This window comes from Cobetia sp. PS-4MA (assembly GCF_057670765.1).
The window spans coordinates 1,982,212-1,998,310 of the sequence record NZ_CM173107.1; the positions used below are offsets into that span (position 1 = coordinate 1,982,212).

Annotated in this window: 12 protein-coding genes; 9 read left to right on the forward strand and 3 right to left on the reverse strand. The window is 63.8% G+C overall.

Annotated features, from left to right (window positions below):
* Nucleotides 1-51: 51 nt before the first annotated feature.
* On the forward strand, nt 52-1,518 hold the full coding sequence (locus AC26AR_RS08435; protein WP_488107863.1) for an aldehyde dehydrogenase family protein: 1,467 nt from the start codon (nt 52-54) through the stop codon (nt 1,516-1,518).
* Nucleotides 1,519-1,666: 148 nt separating this feature from the next.
* Here AC26AR_RS08435 and AC26AR_RS08440 read toward each other — a convergent pair whose 3' ends face one another.
* The 3 genes from AC26AR_RS08440 to AC26AR_RS08450 form a co-directional block, all read right to left on the reverse strand.
* Complete coding sequence (locus AC26AR_RS08440; protein ID WP_488107864.1) at nt 1,667-3,496, reverse strand: SulP family inorganic anion transporter; 1,830 nt, start codon at nt 3,494-3,496, stop codon at nt 1,667-1,669.
* On the reverse strand, nt 3,489-4,802 hold the full coding sequence (locus tag AC26AR_RS08445) for an NAD(P)/FAD-dependent oxidoreductase (RefSeq protein ID WP_488107865.1): 1,314 nt from the start codon (nt 4,800-4,802) through the stop codon (nt 3,489-3,491). Before AC26AR_RS08445 ends, AC26AR_RS08440 begins: the two co-directional genes overlap by 8 nt.
* 79 nt (nt 4,803-4,881) lie before the next feature.
* On the reverse strand, nt 4,882-5,760 hold the full coding sequence (locus AC26AR_RS08450; RefSeq protein ID WP_488107866.1) for an MBL fold metallo-hydrolase: 879 nt from the start codon (nt 5,758-5,760) through the stop codon (nt 4,882-4,884).
* Between the two features lie 233 nt (nt 5,761-5,993).
* Between AC26AR_RS08450 and AC26AR_RS08455 the strand changes: the two genes are divergently transcribed.
* From AC26AR_RS08455 to AC26AR_RS08490, 8 genes are all read left to right on the forward strand, one after another.
* The gene (locus AC26AR_RS08455; RefSeq protein WP_488107867.1) at nt 5,994-7,466 is read left to right on the forward strand and encodes a sugar porter family MFS transporter; all 1,473 of its coding nucleotides are present in this window, start codon (nt 5,994-5,996) and stop codon (nt 7,464-7,466) included.
* Between the two features lie 375 nt (nt 7,467-7,841).
* The gene (locus tag AC26AR_RS08460; protein WP_279874886.1) at nt 7,842-8,843 is read left to right on the forward strand and encodes a substrate-binding domain-containing protein; all 1,002 of its coding nucleotides are present in this window, start codon (nt 7,842-7,844) and stop codon (nt 8,841-8,843) included.
* Between the two features lie 55 nt (nt 8,844-8,898).
* Nucleotides 8,899-10,167, forward strand: coding sequence for an extracellular solute-binding protein (locus AC26AR_RS08465; RefSeq protein ID WP_141391550.1), 1,269 nt, complete (start codon nt 8,899-8,901; stop codon nt 10,165-10,167).
* A 196-nt stretch (nt 10,168-10,363) separates the two neighbouring features.
* Entirely contained in the window at nt 10,364-11,212 is an 849-nt protein-coding gene (locus tag AC26AR_RS08470; RefSeq protein WP_077375970.1) for a carbohydrate ABC transporter permease, read from the forward strand.
* Nucleotides 11,212-12,117 carry a carbohydrate ABC transporter permease gene (locus AC26AR_RS08475; RefSeq protein ID WP_488107868.1) on the forward strand — a complete coding sequence of 302 codons (906 nt, stop codon included), beginning with the start codon at nt 11,212-11,214 and terminating at the stop codon, nt 12,115-12,117. Before AC26AR_RS08470 ends, AC26AR_RS08475 begins: the two co-directional genes overlap by 1 nt.
* 87 nt (nt 12,118-12,204) lie before the next feature.
* Nucleotides 12,205-13,230: an ABC transporter ATP-binding protein gene (locus AC26AR_RS08480; protein ID WP_271302489.1), complete on the forward strand. Its 1,026-nt coding sequence runs from the start codon at nt 12,205-12,207 to the stop codon at nt 13,228-13,230.
* Between the two features lie 96 nt (nt 13,231-13,326).
* Nucleotides 13,327-14,670: an MGH1-like glycoside hydrolase domain-containing protein gene (locus tag AC26AR_RS08485; protein WP_191237094.1), complete on the forward strand. Its 1,344-nt coding sequence runs from the start codon at nt 13,327-13,329 to the stop codon at nt 14,668-14,670.
* Nucleotides 14,670-15,968 carry an AGE family epimerase/isomerase gene (locus AC26AR_RS08490; protein WP_488107869.1) on the forward strand — a complete coding sequence of 433 codons (1,299 nt, stop codon included), beginning with the start codon at nt 14,670-14,672 and terminating at the stop codon, nt 15,966-15,968. Before AC26AR_RS08485 ends, AC26AR_RS08490 begins: the two co-directional genes overlap by 1 nt.
* Nucleotides 15,969-16,099: the final 131 nt, after the last annotated feature.

Here is a 16,099-nt window from a genome sequence, read left to right on the forward strand (position 1 = left end):
TTGAACAATGACCGCCAGTCCCCCGTATGTCACTGGCGGCAAGGAACTCCCATGTCAGCTACTTCAATGCACAAGCTCGATCAGCAGTTCATCAACAACGAGTGGGTCAAGTCCCACGGCGAGCGCCGTCTAGCGGTCACCAATCCTTTCGAGGAAACCGTCATCGCCGAGGTGACGGCGGGGGATGCGCGTGATGTGGAGGCCGCCGTCACGGCGGCTGCCAATGCCTTCGAGGGCTGGCAGGCACTGAGTGGCGACGAGCGTGCGGTCTATCTGGAGGCCTTCGCCGAGGGGCTGACATCTCGCCGGGAAGCGCTGGTGGATATGTCGTGCCGCAACAACGGCAAGATTCGCGCCGAGGCCGAGATCGATCTCGATGACGCCATCGGCTGCTACCGCTATTACGCCGAGCAGGCACGCGCGCTGGATGCCCGTCAGGGCGCGGTGGTCGCGCATGATGTCGAGGGCTATGCGGCGCACAGCTATCAGGAGCCGGCCGGCGTGGTGGGACTGATCACGCCGTGGAACTTCCCGCTGGTCACCAGTGCCTGGAAGGTCGCGCCGGCGCTCGCCGCGGGCTGCACCCTGGTGATCAAGCCATCTGAAGTGACGCCACTGCCGGAACAGGTGATGACCGAGATCGCGCTGGAAGCCGGACTGCCGGCAGGCGTGTTCAACCTGCTGCACGGCGATGGTGAAGGTATCGGCGCGCCGCTGACCCGTCATCCGCGCATCGACAAGATCTCCTTCACCGGCAGCAATGTGGTCGGCGAGAAGGTCATGCAGGCGGCGGCCTGCGGCACGCGTGGGGTGTCGCTGGAACTGGGCGGCAAGTCAGCGATCATCGTGCTGGAAGATGCCGACATCGACGACGCCGCTGACTGGGTGATGGCCGGCATCTACTTCAATGCCGGGCAGATCTGCTCCGCCACCTCGCGGCTGCTGGTGCATGAGGCCATCGCCGATGACCTGCACACCGCCCTGGCCAGTCGTATCGATGCACTGGTGCTGGGGGACCCGTTGGACGCCGCCACCCAGATGGGACCGATGACCAGCGCCCGCCAACGTGACACCGTGCTGGGCTATCTCAATGTGGCGCGCGAGGAAGGCCTGACGGCGCTGCGCGATGACACCCATCGCAGCCTGCCGACCAAGGGCTACTTCGTGGCGCCGACGCTTTACACCGATGTCCCGGTGGAGAGCCGTCTGTGGCGTGAGGAGATCTTCGGGCCGGTGCTGTGCTCACGTCGCGTGGCGGATGAGGCCGAGGCGATTCGCCTCGCCAACGACAGCGATTTCGGGCTGGTGGCCACGGTGGTCAGTGGTGATGCCAGGCGCGCCCAGCAGGTCGGCCGCCGTCTGCGTGCAGGCGTGGTGTGGTACAACAGCGAGCAGCTGCCGCTGGTACAGGCCAGCTGGGGTGGCTTCAAGCGCAGCGGCATCGGCCGCGAGCTGGGCCCGTGGGGCCTGGCGGGCTATCTGGAGGTCAAGCACATCATCGGGCCGGTACTTGACTGAACGTATTGGCTGAGCGTCTTGCCTGATCAGATGACGAAAACGCCCCGCCTCGGCAGTCCCCGAGGCGGGGCGTTTTCGTTCACGGTTTTTACTTCACCACTTTTCCTTTACGGCTTTCCCATGAAACCAGCGCCTTCTCCTATTCCAATCAGCCGGCCGCCGCCGTCTGGCTGACCCCATCCCGTGCGCAGCACTGGCCACAATGGCTGCCGTGGATGCTCAGCGCCTGCCAGGCATCGAAGGTGCTGAGGTAGATCTCGCCGCCGAGGTTGACCGGCAGCTCAGAGCGCTTGAGGCGGTCCATCACCGGGCCCTTCACTTCGCTCAGATGCAGCGACACCCCGGCTGCCGTCAGGCGTTCATTGATGACCTCCAGGCTTTCCAGCGCGGAGGCATCGATCAGGTTGACCGCCTGGCAGGCCAGCACCAGGTGCTTGAGCGAGGGGCGTTCGGCCACCAACGCCAGCACGGTGTCTTCCAGATAGCGCGCATTGGCGAAATACAGGCTCTCATCGATACGCAGTATCGCCAGCTCCGGGTCGGTCTCGACCTCATGTCGCTCGACATTGCGAAAGTGCTCACTGCCCGGCACGCGTCCGACCAGCGCACTGTGCGGCTGGCTGGTGCGCTTGAGATAGAGCCCCAGTGACACGAGGATCCCGACGATGATGCCGCTCTCCACCCCCTGCACGAGGGTGATGCTCAGCGTGATCATCAGGGCCGCCCCATCGCCCTTCGAGTAGCGGAAGGTGCGCCTGATCGCCGCTAGGTCGATCAGACTGCTGGTGGCGACGATGATGATGGCCGCCAGCGTCGCACGTGGCAGCCACGCCAGCCAGTCCGTCAACCACAGACTGGCGAGCAGAATGCCGATGGCCGTGAAGGCCCCCGCCAGTGGCGTGGCCGCCCCGGCATCGAAGTTGACCACCGAGCGCGACAGCCCGCCCGAGATCGGCATGCCGCCGCTGACGCCTGCGCCCATGTTGGAGAGCCCCAGCGCGATCAGCTCCTTGTCGGGGTCGATGCGCTGACGCCGACGCGCGGCGAGAGTCTGGGCCAGTGCCAGCGACTCGACGAAGCCGACCACGCTGATCAGCAGCGCCGACACCAGCAGTCCCGACCAGTCACTGCTGACAAGGGACGGCAGGCTCAGGGTGGGCAAGCCGCCGGGCACGCTGCCGACCAGTGCCATGCCCTGCTCGCCAAGCCGCAGGCCCCAGGCCAGCAGACTGGACAGGATGACGGCGAGGATCGGCGTGGTCTTGCACAGCATGCCCGCCGCGCTCTCGCGCATCCCGAGGGCCATCAGGCCCTGCTTGAGATGACGACGCGCCAGCGTCAGGGCGGCCCAGCAGCCCAGCCCGAGGGCCAGTGTCGGCCAATGCACGCCGGCCCCTTGCGGCAATGACAGCCACGCCCCCCCCATCTCGAGCAGATTGCCGCCACTCAGGCGCAGGCCGCTCATGGGCCCGAGCTGGCTGGCGATGATCAGGACACCGGAGGCCGTCATGAACCCGGAGATCACCGGGTGGCTGATGAAATTCACCAGCGCCCCCAACCGCAACAGCCCCATTGCCACCAGCATGGCACCGGAGATGAGCGCCAGCAGCAGCGCAGCGGCGAGCATCTCGGGCGTCGAGAGCGCGGTACCATCGGCACCGCTCATGCCTGCGATGGCAGACGCCGTCATCAACGAGATGATCGCCACCGGCCCGACGGCCAGCGTGCTGCTGGTGCCGAACAGCGCATACAGCACCAACGGCAACATGCTGGCATACAGGCCGACCTGCGCCGGCAGCCCCGCCAGCAGCGCATAGGCGAGCGCCTGCGGCACCAGCATGACACTGACGATCACCGCCGCCAGCAGATCTCGCCCGAGGCTCTGGCGATCATACTGGGCAAGCCAACCCGCCAGCGGCAGCCAGCGGGCCAGCGCGCCGCGCGAGCGTGCGTTGGTCAGCTCGGACGGCTCAGACATCGCGTGACGCCGGACGCGCCAGCCACTCATGGCCCTTGAGCATCAGGTTCCAGTAGATGAACGGCAGGCCACGTGCCTTGAGCTGCCAGGCCAGACGCGTCGGGCGGGTACCGTCATTGAGCCACTTGGGGAAGGTCGGCTGCAGCTCACCGCCGTAGCCGAATTCCGCCAGCACGATGCGTCCGTTCTCCACCGTCAGCGGGCAGGAACCATAGCCACGATAGCCCGCCGCCAGCGACTCGCCGGCCAGGGTCGCGAGCAGATTTTCCACCACCACCGGCGCCTGCTTGCGCACGGCCGCGGCGGTCTTGGCGTTCGAGGTACCGCTGATATCCCCCAGTCCGAAGATGTCGGGATGGGTGATGTGCTGCAGGGTCTCGGGTTCAAGCTCCAGCCAGCCAGCGGCGTTGGCAAGCCCCGAGTCCTTGATCAAGGCCGGCGCCTTCTGCGGCGGTACCACATGCAGCATGTCGAAGGACTGCTCGACGATCTGCGGCTCACCGCCTTCCTCGGCCGCCGCCACCTCGAAACGCGCCGTCTGCGCTTCCCCATCCACGGCGATCAGACGCTGATGGAACTGCACCTCGATGCCATAGCCCTTCACGGCCTCTTCCAGCGCAGGCACATAGGCCGGTACGCCGAACATCACGCCCCCGGCGTTGTGGAAGGTGACCTCCAGCTGACCGAGCACATCTTCACGCTGCCAGTGATCGCAGGATAGGTACATCGCCTTTTGGGGGGCGCCGGCACACTTGATCGGCATCGGTGGCTGGGTGAACAGCGCACGACCGCTGCGCAGGGACTGCACCAGCTGCCAGGTATAAGGCGCGAGATCATAGCGGTAATTGGAGGTGACGCCATTCTTGCCCAGGGTCTCTTCGAGGCCTTCGATGGCCGCCCAGTCCAGCTCAAGCCCGATGGCCACCACCAGACGCTCATAGCGAAGCTTGCGCCCATCCCCCAGCGTGACCTCATGCGCGTCCGCGTCGATGCCCACCACGGACTCGCGATACCAGTGCACGCCCTTGGGCATCACCGTGGACATCGGCCGGCGAGTGGACTCCGGGGTGAAGATCCCGCCGCCGACCATCGTCCAGCCCGGCTGATAGCTGTGCTGCTCCGATGGCTCGACGATGGCGACATCCATGCCGGCCTGACGCTTGAGCAGGCTGGCAGCCACGGCAATCCCGCCGGCCCCTCCTCCCAGAATCACCACCTTGTGGGCATTGGGGGGCACCGTGACAGTCGTCTCGCCCCTGGTTGCTGGTGACGGTGATGAGGCTGAATCGCTGGCGGGATTGTTCATCCGTGACTCCTTGAAAAGAAAATGGGCATAGACACGTAAGAAGTCTACGTCATTTATTTACCTGTGCAGGCGGCGAGGGTCAGAAACGATTGAGCGGAATCTTGAGATAGGCCTGATCATTGGCGTCCTCAGGCGGCATCTGGCCGGCCCGCATGTTGACCTGGACCGCCGGCAACATCAGGCGCGGCATGCCAAGCCCGGCATCACGCTTCGAACGCATGGCCACGAAGGCCGCTTCATCAATCCCGGTGTGCACGTGGATATTGTGCTGGCGCTGCTCCCCGACCGTGGTCTCACAACAGAAGCCCTCGCGCCCTTCGGCGGAATAGTCGTGACACAGATACAGGCGGGTGCTGTCAGGCAGCGCCAGCACCTTGTGGATCGAGCGGTACAGGGTGCGCGCATCACCGCCGGGGAAGTCACAGCGCGCGGTGCCGTAATCGGGCATGAACAGCGTATCGCCGACGAAGACGGCGTCACCGATCACATAGCTCACGCAGGCCGGCGTATGGCCCGGAGTATGCAGAACGCGGCATTCAAGCCCGCCGATGGCCAGGCTGTCGCCCTCTTCCAGCAAGCGGTCGAACTGACGTCCGTCACGCGCGAAACCCGCCTCGGCCGCGAAGATGTCCGCAAAGATGTCCTGCACCTCACGGATGCGTGCCCCGATCGCCAGTTGGCAATCAAGCTTGTCTTTCAGGTAGGCGGCGGCCGACAGGTGGTCGGCATGGACGTGGGTCTCGAGAATCCATTCCACCTCCAGCGACTCGTCCGCGATGTGGGCCAGCAGGGCATCCGCCGACTGCGTGGTGGTGCGGGCTGCGGGGTAATCGAAATCCAGTACCGGATCAATGATCACGCAACGCCGGGAGTGCGGGTCACGCACCAGATGCGTGAAGGTATTGCTGTCTTCGTCGAAGAAGCTCTCGACATGGGGCTGCAGTGTCGGGGTTGCCATCCTTCGGCCTCCTGAGTCAATCAAGGGTGAATGGACTTCAGCCTACGCCTGCCCAGGCGCGAACACAAAAATAGAATAACGATAAATCAATTTGGAATAACCGTAATACCTAATTGATAACTAATTGATATTAGCCATCAAAAAAGGCACGTGACGGTGCCTCGGTTATCGCTAGGCGCGCCTCTCACCCTAAGGTATAGCGGATAAACGTTATCGCTCACGTTAGACTATTATTGTCAGGTGACACGATTCACCTTTACACTCTTGAACGTTTAACCTCCGCGAATCGCTGTCTTTCCTTCACGCCTCATTGGATGAGCTACGCCATGCCACGCATTCTTCAATGGTCGATCACGGTCGCTCTCGCCGGCTTCCTGTTCGGCTTCGATACCGCTGTCATCTCAGGTGCGGACACCTCTCTGCAGAGCCAGTGGGGTCTCAGCGACCTCATGCACGGCCTGGTCATCATGTCGATGGCACTGTGGGGCACGGTCATCGGTGCCATCTTCGGCAACTGGCCGACAGATCACTTCGGCCGCCGCGCGACCCTGATCGGGATCGGGATCCTCTATCTGGTCTCGGCGCTGGGTTCGGCGCTGGCCACCGACCCTTATGTGTTCTCATTCTTCCGCCTGCTGGGGGGGCTCGGTGTCGGCGCGTCCTCCGTGGCAGCGCCCATCTACATCTCCGAGATTGCCCCCCGCGAGCGCCGTGGAGCGCTGGTCGGGCTCTACCAGTTCAACATCGTTTTCGGGATTCTGATCGCCTTCGTCTCCAACTACTTCATCGGCTTCGTCGATGGTGAGAATTGGCGCTGGATGCTGGGGGTGGAAGCCGTGCCGGCGGCGCTCTACCTGCTGATGATCTGCAAGGTACCGCGCAGCCCGCGCTGGTTGATCCTCAAGCGCAATGACGAGGCGGCTGCCGCCGAGATCATCCGACTGATCAACCCCAAGGCCGACATCGCCGAGGAAATCGCCATCATCCGTGGCACGGAAAGAGAGGAAAGTGCCAAGCAGCACACCCGTCTGTTCGCTTGGCGCTATCGTCTGCCGATCCTGTTCGCCTTCCTGATCGCGGCCTTCAATCAGCTCTCCGGCATCAACTTCATCATCTACTACGCGCCACGCATTCTGGCCGAGGCGCAGCTGGAATCGAGCGCCGCCCTGCTCTCGACGGCCGGGATCGGGGTCATCAATCTGGTCTTCACCATGCTGGGGATGTCACTGATCGACAAGCTGGGCCGCCGCACCCTGATCCTGATCGGCTCGGCCGGCTATCTGCTGTCGCTGTGCCTGATCGCCTGGGCCTTCCATCTCGAGGACTTCTCCGCCATGGGCGGCTATGGCGTGCCGATCCTGCTGGGCGTGTTCATCGCGGCGCATGCCATGAGTCAGGGCACGGTGATCTGGGTGTTCATCTCCGAGATCTTCCCCAACAAGGTACGCGCCATGGGCCAGTCCTTCGGCAGCTCCGTACACTGGATCTTCGCGGCCCTGATCGCGTTGCTGATGCCGACCATCCTCAGCCACTTCAGCGGTGGGCCGGTGTTTGCCTTCTTCGCCTTAATGATGCTACTGCAACTGATCTTCGTGCTGTTCTTCATGCCCGAGACCAAGGGTGTCTCGCTTGAGGAACTGCAGGGCCGCCTGGTTCGTCCCACCCGACGCGAACAGGCCGCAGCGCTCGAACCCCAGAGCCGCTGACCCGCGACGGCTCACCTCTCGGCTGACACATGCCATCCCCACGACGCCCCGCCCTGCGGGGCGTTCTCGTTGCTGCCCTCTTGATTGCCCTCTTGATTGCCCTCGTCAGTTCCCTCGTCAGCCCCCTTGAGTGCCCTCTTCACTGCCCGGTTCACGATGTCGTGAAACGTTCAATCAGCGTGTCATCAGCGCCAACGCAACAGACTGGCGTAACGTCTGAAAATTACGAATCATTACCAACATATCCTTTGGTATCGAAAGCATTGCGGGGGCGCCAAATTTAGTGAAATGATCCATCCGAAACGTTTCGGAAGATGCTTTTCAGCGATTTCACGACCTGACACCTTGCCAGACACCTTGTCAGAGACCTGCACCATGCCACCGAAGATCACGCTGAAATATCTCGCCACTGAACTGGGGCTCTCGGTGACCACCGTCTCTCGCGCCCTGGGGGGGTTCGAGGATGTCAGCGTAGCGACACGTGAACGAGTCCAGGCCTTCGCCAACGACGTGGGCTATCAACCCAACCAGAGCGCACGCCGACTGAAGACCGGCCGCACCTCCTCGGTGGGCTACATCATGAACGGCGCCCAGGGCGACTTTCGTGACCAGTTCAACACCCGCCTGCTGGTGGCGCTGGGGCAGGCACTGCACGATGCCGCACCGGAGCACGACCTCATCGTCACTACGGTGCCGGAAGACCGCGACGAGCTGGAGACCTACAAGCGTTTCATCGATGGCGGCAAGGTGGACTCCTTCGTGGTGGCGCGTACCTGCATCCAGGACCCGCGCGTCGATTTCCTGCTCGACAGCGGTGTCCCCTTCGTCACCCACGGTCGCACCGGCCGCGCCGACGAGCACGACTGGGTCGACATCAATGCCGCCGATGGTTTCCTGCGCGCCACTCGCCATCTGATCCAGCAAGGACATCGCAACATTCTGTTCCTCAACTTCTTCAGCGATCTCTATACCGCGGTGGAGCGTGAGACCGGCTATCTGCAGGCCATGCGCGAGGCCAGCCTCGCCCCCAGCTCGCGCCATTGCCCCCACGGTTACGCCAGCGCCTATCAGGTCGCCAGAGAGGTGCTGGCGAGTGCCGATGCCCCCACCGCCTTCGTGTGCGCCAGCGACATCTTCGCCTACGGGGTGATGGAAGCCGTCAGCGAGAGCGGGCGTACGCCCGGGCGGGATATCGCCATCATCGGGGCGGACAACCTGCCACCGCTGATGTACCAGCAACCCAGCCTGAGCACGCTGGACATCTCCTTCGAGACCGTAAGCCAAGCGCTGATCGAGCTGGTACTGGCCCCGCGAGAGGGTGTGCCACGCCACCGCTGTTTCGATTACGAGCTTCTTCTGCGCGATACCACTGGCTGACGCGCCGCCCGTGAACGCTGCCTCTTCATCCCACTACCCGCCCCGGGAGACACCCATGCGCAAGATGCCGACCGCCCTCGCCGTGATGGCACTGTTGGGCAGCACCTCCGCCCTCGCTGACCTCACCTTCTTCAGCACCCAGGCAAGGCCGCTGGAAGAAGCCCAGCAGATGCGCGAGATCGCCCTGGCACCCTACGCCGAGTCCATCGATTACATGCCGCAGGAAACCGGTACCTTCCTGTCACGACTGGAGGCGGAGAAGTCGAGTCCCGAAGGCGCGCTGGACCTGCTCGGCGGCCTGCATGGCGAGCTGGGCTCGCTGACGCCCGGCATTCTCGCGCCACTGGATACGCTGGCAAGCACGCTCAAGGACAAGGGCATCAGCGAGCAATACCTGACACTGGGCAAGCTGGGCGGCGAGCAGCAGCGCTACATCCCCTGGATGCAGGCCACCTACATCATGGCGGCCAATCGCAAGGCGCTGCCCTACCTGCCCGAAGGCGCGGATCTCGATGCACTGAGCTATGACGAGCTGCTGGCCTGGGGGCGCAATCTCGAGACCGCCACCGGCCAGCCCAAGCTGGGCTTCCCGGCCGGTCGCAAGGGGCTGATCCACCGCTTCCTGGAAGGCTATCTCTACCCGTCCTTCACCCATTCGGTGGTGCGCGAGTTCCGTAGCGCCGATGCCGTGGCCATGTGGCAGAAGTTCCGCGAGATCTGGGCGGTGACCAATCCACGCTCCACCGCCTACGGCTTCATGCAGGAACCGCTGCTCAATGGCGAGGTATGGGTGGCGTTCGATCACACCGCGCGCCTCAAGGATGCCTTCAACAAGCGTCCCGATGACTTCGTGGCCTTCCCGGCGCCGGCAGGCCCCAGCGGTCGCGGCTACATGCCGGTGGTGGCAGGGCTGGCGATGCCGGCCAATGCCTCCGACCCCGCAGCCAGTCGCAAGCTGATCCGCTACCTGATGACGCCCGAGGCCCAGATTCGCACCCTGCGCGCCACCAACTTCTTCCCCGTGGTCACCGCTGAATTGCCCGATGATCTGCCCGCCAGCATTCGCATGTCCGGCAAGGCGGTGGCGACACAGTCTTCCGCCGAGGATGCCGTGCTGTCCCTGCTGCCCAGCGGCCTGGGGCAACAGGCGGGCCTGTTCAACAAGATCTACCGCGATGCCTTCGTGCAGATCGTGCTGCGCGACGCCGACATCGAGGAGACGCTGGATATTCTCGCCCCACGCCTGCAGACGCTGATCGACACCGCAGGGGCCAGCTGCTGGCTGCCGGACACGCCCAGCGACGGCCCCTGCCCGGTCAAGTAATTCGCTCACTCGAGCCGTCGCTCGACAGCACCGACAGAACGCATCACTCGCATCACTTGCATCACTTGCAACACAAGCAGCAGCAACGGCACCCCTCGACGGGTCGCCATGACGGTACGCCAACCCCTGTCATGCCGACCCGGTGCCACGAAACCCTTCCGACACGCCATCACAACAACGTCAAAGGTGAGCAAAGATGAAGCACGATCGCTGGCTACCTTATTACCTGATCGCCCCCAGCCTGCTGTTCATGGGCGCCTTCTTCCTCTACCCCTTTCTGGAGATCTTCGCCCAGGCCTTCACCCAGCCTGACGGCGGCGTGAGCCTCGCCAACTTCACGCGCATCTATCAGGACTTCAATTTCTGGCCCTCGCTCAAGAACACCCTGCTGCTCACCGGTGTCGTGGTGCCAGTCCAGCTGGTGCTGGCCATCGGCATGGCGCTGATGGTCACAAAGATGAACAAGGGGCGCGACAGCATCCTCTACATCTGGACCATCCCGCTGGGCATCTCCGATCTGGCCGCCGGCATCATCTGGCTGGCGATCCTGGAGCAGTTCGGGTTTCTCAACAGCTTCTTGAGCGCGGTCAGCGTGATCGATGCGCCAACCTCGTGGCTCAACTATCAGAACGCCTTCGCGCTGTTCCTGGCGGTCGTGGTCGCGGAAATCTGGCGCGGCACCGCCATCGTGCTGGTGATCCTGGTGTCGGGCATGGGGCTGATCCCCAAGGAATATGACGAGGCCGGTCAGGTGTTCGGCGCCAGCTACTGGCAGCGCCTGTGGAAGATCACCCTGCCGATGCTGCGCCCGAGCATCCAGTCGGCACTGATCCTGCGCACCCTGCTGGCGCTGGAAGTCTTCGCGGTGGTGATGATGCTGGGCGGCAGCGACATGCCGGTACTGATGAGCGAGACCTTCGACTGGCAGTTCCTCTATCAGCAGACCGGCGCCGCCTCCGCCTACGCGGTGTTGATCATGCTGATCTCGGTGGTCATCACCGGCTGCTACCTCAAGTTCCTCAACGTTCCGAAGGAGGCACGCTGATGAAATCCACGACATCCGAGGCCATCATGCCGGCTCCCGTGCCTTCTCGTTCCGATTCCCAGGCCCCGGCGCAGGCGCAGAGCGCACACAAGCCACGCCGTCATGACATGGCCTGGAAATGGCTGTTCCGTGCCGGTGTCGCGATTCTGGTGCTGTGGGTGCTGGTGCCCATCGCTTTGCTGATGCTCAACAGTGTCAGCACCCCGGAGCAGATCAGCGGCTGGCCCAAGACCCTGACCCCAGCGCTGAGCTTCGAGACCCTCGACTTCTTCTGGCACTACCAGGGCGTGATCAGTGCGCTGGGCAACTCGCTGCTGGCCGCCGCCTTCACGATGGTGATCGCCATCGTGCTCGGCGCTCCCGCCGGGTATGCGCTGGCCCGCTTCGTGTTCCCGGGCATGAACGCCTTTCGTCTGGTCATCATCCTGTCGCGGGCCTTCCCGATGCCGCTGCTGGCGCTGCCGCTGGCCGTCATCTTCATCCAGGTGGGCATCGATGACTCCATCCTGGGGCTGGCGATGGTCCACGCCACCCTGGCACTGCCCTTCGCGGTGCTGATCACCTCGAGCCTGTTCATGGGCATTCCGGTGGAACTCGAGGAAGCCGCCTGGCTGATGGGGTGCAACCGCTGGCAGGCCTTCCGCCGCGTGGTGCTGCCGCTGGCCGCGCCGGGCATCACCGCCTCTGCGGTATTCGCCTTCGTGATCTCGTGGAACGAGGTGTTCGCCTCGGCGATTCTCACCGTCGAGAAACGCACCCTGACGGCCTTTCTGGTCCAGAGCCTTTCCGAGTCGCCCGCCGAGATCAAATACGCCGGCGGTCTGATCCTGGTCGTCCCGGCGCTGCTGTTCCTGTTCGCGATCCGCAAGTACCTGTTCAGCATGTGGGGCATTTCCAACCGCTAGCGTACGGCCCTTCAACCGGCCAATGCATGACGACGGCTGTCACCTGTCCATCCAGCGCCGTCGCTCACGATTACAAGGAGTCCGACCATGTCAGCCATCCAGATCAGTGCCGTACGCAAGCAGTTCGGCAAGCAGGAAATCCTCAAGTCCATCGATCTCGAGATCCGTGACAAGGAATTCACCGTGCTGCTCGGCCCGTCCGGCTGCGGCAAGTCCACCCTGCTGCGCATCATCGCGGGGCTGGAGTACGAGAGCAGCGGCTCGATCCGCATCGGCGAGCGTGAGATCACCTCACTGGCACCGCGGGATCGCCGCATCGCGATGGTGTTCCAGAACTACGCCGTCTTCCCGCACATGACGGTGGCGGAGAACATCGCCTTCGGCCTGCGCGTGCGCAAGGACAGCGAGGCGCACATCCAGCGCAAGGTGAAGGAAACCGCCGAGCTGATGCACATCGAGGACCGTCTGGATCATTACTCCGGCCAGCTCTCCGGCGGTCAGCGTCAGCGGGTCGCGGTCGCGCGTGCCCTGGCGATGGAACCGGAAGTGCTGCTGATGGATGAGCCGCTCTCGAATCTGGATGCGCTGCTACGCCTGGAGATGCGCGCCGAGCTCAAGACCATCCTCGCCGCCTCCGACACCACCACCATCTACGTGACCCATGATCAGGTCGAGGCCATGAGCCTGGCCGACCGCATCGCGGTCATGAAGGGGGGCCAGATCGAGCAGTACGCGCCGCCCTCCGAGATCTACCACTACCCGGCGACCGAATTCGTCGGCAGTTTCATCGGCAATCCACCGATGAACTTCATCGCCCCGGATGCGCGCTGGCACCAGGCCGCCCCGGCCACCAGCCAGATCCACAGGTGCGGTATCCGCCCCGAGGACTTCGAGGTGCGTTTCGAGCCCACCGAGGACTTCGCGCCGGTCCGTGTGCTGGTCACGGAGCTGCTGGGCTCCCACAAGCAGCTGACTGCTCGCTTCGGGGACGAGATGCTGCGCGTCAACGTACCGAGTGACCTGGAGATCGCCAATGGCAGTGACATCCACATCCGGCCGCTGGCCGAGAAGATGCGCTTCTATGACCACAGCGGCCAGCTGATGTCGGCGTGAGGCGTGTTGATCCCTTTCGACCCGAGCCTTTGATTGCGAACCTTTGATCCAGAACCTTTGATTTCGAACCTGTCATCCCGAACGGAGCCGACTTACATGAATGCCAAGCTCGACGCGCTCAGCGCTCACGACGTTCTCAAGCTCAACGACCTGGGCGGCTACACCGTCCCCACGCGTGGCCTCTACCCCTTCCAGTGGAACTGGGATGCCGCCATCACCGCGCTGGGCTGGCTGGCCGCCGGTGACGAGGCACGCGCCTGGCGTGAGATCGAGCGTCTGCTGGAAGGCCAGTGGGACAACGGCATGGTGCCGCACATCGTCTTCCACGGTGACGCGGAAACCTACTTCCCGGGGCCGGAAGTCTGGGGCGTTAAGCGCAGCCCGGCGACCAGCGCCATCTCCCAGCCACCGGTGCTGGCCAGCGTCATGAAGCTGCTGTTCGAGGAAGGCCGTGACCGCCGGCTTGCCGAGGAGAAACTGGCCGCCACCCTGCCTGGCGTCATCCGCTATCACCTGTGGTTCTACCGCGACCGTGATCCGGAACATACCGGCCGCGTGTGCAGCTATCACCCCTGGGAGTCCGGCATGGACAACAGCCCCCAGTGGGATGGCCCGCTGGCTGGCGTGCCGCCGGTCGATGCCGAATACGTGCGCCGCGATACGGGGCTGGTCGATCCGTCCGAGCGCCCGCACAAGTACGAATATGACCGTTACATCTATCTGGTGAAGTTCTTCCAGCAGAACGAGCACGACGCCGAGGTGCTGTATCGCGACTGCCCGTACCGAGTCGAGGACATCAGCCTGATCTCCATCCTGCACCGTGGCACGCGCGACCTGATCGCGCTGTGCGAAGAGGATGCCGCCGGGCTTGGCCTGGTCAACACCCACGGCGAGGCGCTTTACAGCCTCAAGCAGTCGCTGGCGCGCACCGAGGAAGGCGTGCAGGCGCTGTGGAACGATGAGCTGGGCTGCTTCCTGAGCCGCGATGCGCGCGCCAACGTGCTGCTGGAGCACGTCACCACCGCCGGTATCCTGCCGCTGTTCGCCGGGGTCGCCAGCGGTGCCCAGGCGCAGCGCATGGGCGGCCTGCTCGAGGACTGGCTGGAACAGGCGCCCTTCGGTGTCGCCTCCACCCACCCGGCCAGCACCCGCTTCGAACCCAAGCGCTACTGGCGCGGGCCGAGCTGGCTGCACATCAACTGGATGCTGGCCATCGGCTGTGAGGAATATGGCATGTCCCGCGAGGCCGACCGGATCAAGCAGGCCAGCCAGCAGTGCATCGCGGCGGCAGGCTACTATGAATACTTCAATTCGGTGACCGGCGAAGGCTGTGGCGGTCGCGACTTCTCCTGGACGGCAGCGATGGACCTCTACTGGCTCAACCCGCTGGAGAGCTTCACCGCCAGTAAGGCGGCGTCCGGCGTCGAGGAGGTCTCCTGATGACTCAGCACGCCTCTCAGCAAACTTCTCAGCAACAGCCTCAACAAGCCTCTCCACTGGCGCAGGCGCCGCAGAAGGCACCGCTGACACGGCAGGCTGTGCCGCCCAAGCCGGCAACGTGCGCCAGCCGCGGCTTTCTGGACACGCATATCCGCTCGATCATGGACTTCTATCTGCCGCGCGCGGTGGATCAGGAACGCGGCGGCTACTTCCAGGCGTATCGTGATGACGGCAGTGTGTATGCACCCGCAGCGCGTCATCTGGTCAGCAGCACGCGGATGATCTTCAACTTCGCGATGGAATATCTGCGCACCGGTGACCAGGCGTGTCTGGCCGCGACCCGTCATGGCATCGATTATCTGCGCGAGGTTCATCTCGATCCGCAGACCGGTGGTTACCTGTGGTCGCTGAGCGAGCAAGGCGAGGCGGATCATACCAACCAGTGCTACGGACTGGCGTTCGTGATGCTGGCCTACGCGACGGCCTGGCGCGCCGGTATCGAGGAGGCCCGCGGCTGGCTGGACGAGACCCACGCCCTGATGGAGCAGCATTTCTGGTCGGAGCATCACGGTCTATACGCCGATGAAGCCAGTGCCGACTGGCAGACACTGTCCGACTACCGTGGCCAGAACGCCAACATGCACGCCTGTGAAGCCATGCTGGCCGCCTTTGAAGCCACGAATGACGAACGCTATCTGGAGCGGGCCATGACCCTGGCCCGCAATATCTGCCAGCGTCAGGCCGCCAAGGCCGATGGCCTGATCTGGGAGCATTACGATCGCGACTGGAACGTCGACTGGGACTACAACCGCGACGACCCCAAGAACCTCTATCGTCCCTGGAGCTTCCAGCCGGGCCACCTGACCGAATGGGCCAAGCTGCTGCTGATGCTCAAGCGTCACCGCGATGACGACTGGCTGCTGCCGACCGCGAAGCGTCTGTTCGATACGGCGATGGATCTGGCCTGGGACGGCGAACGTGGTGGGCTCTACTACGGCTTCGCGCCGGATGGCACCATTTGCGACGACGAGAAGTACTTCTGGGTGCAGGCCGAAAGTCTGGTGGCCGCAGCGCTGCTGAACGAGGCCACCGGCGAGTCGCACTACGGCGAGTGGTATGAACGCCTGTGGGGCTACGCCTGGCAGCACTTCATCGACCATCGCTACGGCGCCTGGTATCGCCTGCTGAATGCCGACAACCAGCGCTTCGATGATCTCAAGAGCTCGCCCGGCGCCAAGTGTGACTATCACAGCCTCGGTGCCTGCCATGAGCTGCTGCGCGTGATCACGGACGACTGAGCCCTGTCGCACTGCGACTGCACCATCCGACACCCCGCCCTGTGCGGAGTGTCCTCGTATGAGAAGAGCCTTCTCTGCCCATCGCCGTCCGCCAGCATGCTCTATTTATTCGCACACCTATCATGTTTCTT

What these genes read in the sequence shown, in the direction of transcription:
- AC26AR_RS08435 (WP_488107863.1), top strand. Translation starts at nt 52, where the DNA reads ATGTCAGCTACTTCAATGCACAAGCTCGATCAGCAGTTCATCAACAAC.
- AC26AR_RS08440 (WP_488107864.1), bottom strand. Translation starts at nt 3,496, where the DNA reads ATGTCTGAGCCGTCCGAGCTGACCAACGCACGCTCGCGCGGCGCGCTG.
- AC26AR_RS08445 (WP_488107865.1), bottom strand. Translation starts at nt 4,802, where the DNA reads ATGAACAATCCCGCCAGCGATTCAGCCTCATCACCGTCACCAGCAACC.
- AC26AR_RS08450 (WP_488107866.1), bottom strand. Translation starts at nt 5,760, where the DNA reads ATGGCAACCCCGACACTGCAGCCCCATGTCGAGAGCTTCTTCGACGAA.
- AC26AR_RS08460 (WP_279874886.1), top strand. Translation starts at nt 7,842, where the DNA reads ATGCCACCGAAGATCACGCTGAAATATCTCGCCACTGAACTGGGGCTC.
- AC26AR_RS08465 (WP_141391550.1), top strand. Translation starts at nt 8,899, where the DNA reads ATGCGCAAGATGCCGACCGCCCTCGCCGTGATGGCACTGTTGGGCAGC.
- AC26AR_RS08470 (WP_077375970.1), top strand. Translation starts at nt 10,364, where the DNA reads ATGAAGCACGATCGCTGGCTACCTTATTACCTGATCGCCCCCAGCCTG.
- AC26AR_RS08475 (WP_488107868.1), top strand. Translation starts at nt 11,212, where the DNA reads ATGAAATCCACGACATCCGAGGCCATCATGCCGGCTCCCGTGCCTTCT.
- AC26AR_RS08480 (WP_271302489.1), top strand. Translation starts at nt 12,205, where the DNA reads ATGTCAGCCATCCAGATCAGTGCCGTACGCAAGCAGTTCGGCAAGCAG.
- AC26AR_RS08485 (WP_191237094.1), top strand. Translation starts at nt 13,327, where the DNA reads ATGAATGCCAAGCTCGACGCGCTCAGCGCTCACGACGTTCTCAAGCTC.
- AC26AR_RS08490 (WP_488107869.1), top strand. Translation starts at nt 14,670, where the DNA reads ATGACTCAGCACGCCTCTCAGCAAACTTCTCAGCAACAGCCTCAACAA.